Origin of the sequence: Kineococcus glutinatus (assembly GCF_039542765.1) — a bacterium.
Classification (GTDB): Bacteria; Actinomycetota; Actinomycetes; order Actinomycetales; family Kineococcaceae; genus Kineococcus_A; species Kineococcus_A glutinatus.
In genome coordinates, this window is sequence record NZ_BAABIL010000398.1 from 1 (window position 1) to 1,499 (window position 1,499).

The 1,499-nt window shown below is 79.1% G+C and carries 2 protein-coding genes; one reads left to right on the top strand and one right to left on the bottom strand.

Going from position 1 to position 1,499, the window contains the following annotated elements; all coding sequences use genetic code 11:
* Positions 1-988, bottom strand: a 988-nt coding sequence (gene gcvT, locus ABEB16_RS14565; RefSeq protein WP_345712961.1) for a glycine cleavage system aminomethyltransferase GcvT, incomplete at its 3' end; no start/stop codon positions are given.
* A gap of 187 nt (positions 989-1,175) precedes the next feature.
* Between gcvT and ABEB16_RS14570 the strand changes: the two genes are divergently transcribed.
* Positions 1,176-1,499, top strand: a 324-nt coding sequence (locus ABEB16_RS14570; protein ID WP_345712960.1) for a M17 family peptidase N-terminal domain-containing protein, incomplete at its 3' end; no start/stop codon positions are given.

Below are 1,499 nucleotides of genomic sequence, written 5' to 3' on the forward strand. Positions count from 1 at the left end.
CCAGCAGGACCTCGTCGCCGGGGCGGACCCCGGGCACCAGCAGGGCCAGGGCGATGCCCTCGCCGAGCGTCGGGGAGAAGGTGCCCGAGGTCGTGGTGCCCAGCAGCCCGCCGGGACCGTCCGGGCCCGCCGAGCGCACCACCATCCCCGCGCGGGGCACGCCGCGCTCGAGGGCGCGCAGACCCCACGCCAGCCGCGCCGGCCCCGCCGCCCGCTCGGCCAGCAGCGCACCGCGTCCCCAGAAGGCGGGCTTGTCCCAGTCCACCGCCCAGCCGAGCCGGGCCTGCACGGGGGTGGTGTCCGGGCCGAGCTCGTGCCCGTGCAGGGCGTAGCCCATCTCCGTGCGCAGGGTGTCGCGCGCGCCGAGCCCGGCCGGACCGCCGCCCGCCTGCGCCGCGGCCGCGAGCAGCGCGTCCCACAGCTCCCCGGCGTCGTCCCACCGGGGCAGCAGCTCGTAGCCGCGCTCGCCGGTGTACCCGGTGCGGCAGACGACGACGGGCGTGCCGCGCCACGTCGTCTCCACGAAGGACAGGTAGTCGTGCCCCACCGGCAGGCCGAGGGCGGCGAGCACCTCGTCGGCGCGGGGCCCCTGCACGGCGAGGACCGCCAGCTCGGTGTGGGCGTCGCGCACGTCGACCTGTGCCGGGGCCGCGGCCCGCAGCCGCGCGGCCACCTGCGCGGAGTTGGCGGCGTTGGGCACGAGCAGGACGTCGTCGTCGCCGCGCAGGTAGACGAAGAGGTCGTCGACGACACCGCCCGTCGCGTCGTCGCAGCACAGGGAGTACTGCGCCCGCCCGGGGACCAGCCGGCCCACGGCGCTCGTGAGGGTGGCGTCGAGCAGGGCGCGGGCCCCCGGCCCGGTGACCGCGAGCTTGCCCAGGTGGCTGACGTCGAAGACCCCCACCGCGGCGCGCACGTCGCCGTGCTCGCGGACCACCCCGCGCCCGGCGTGCTCCAGGGGCATCGACCAGCCCGCGAAGTCCGCCATGCGGGCTCCGGCGGCCAGGTGCCGCTCGTGCAGCGGGGAGGTGCGCGCGCCACCACCGGGCGTGCCGTGCGCTGCGGGTGCGGGCTGCGCCGCGTCGTGGGGTGCCACGGCGGCGCACCCTACCCGGGTGGCGCCGGCGCACCGCCCGCACCGATCGCCCCCGCCGGCTCGTGGTTAGCATGCCGGGGTGGTGGAGCTGACGCTGTCCGGCAAGAACCCCAGGGCCTATGCGGGCGACGCCCTCGTCATCGGCGTGGCGCAGCAGGAGGGCCAGGCGGTGCTCGTGGGCGCCGACGCCCTGCCGAAGGCGGCGCGCACCGCCCTCGCGGGCGCGGTGCGCGGCCTGCGCGTCACCGGCGCGGTGGAGACCGTGCACCTGGTGCCGGGGGTGCCCGACCTCGAGGCGGGTGTCGTGGCGCTGGTGGGTCTGGGCCCCACCGCCGCCGAGGGCACCGCGGACCCGGAGGTCCTGCGCCGGGCCACGGGCTGCGCGGCCCGCGCGCTCGCCGGC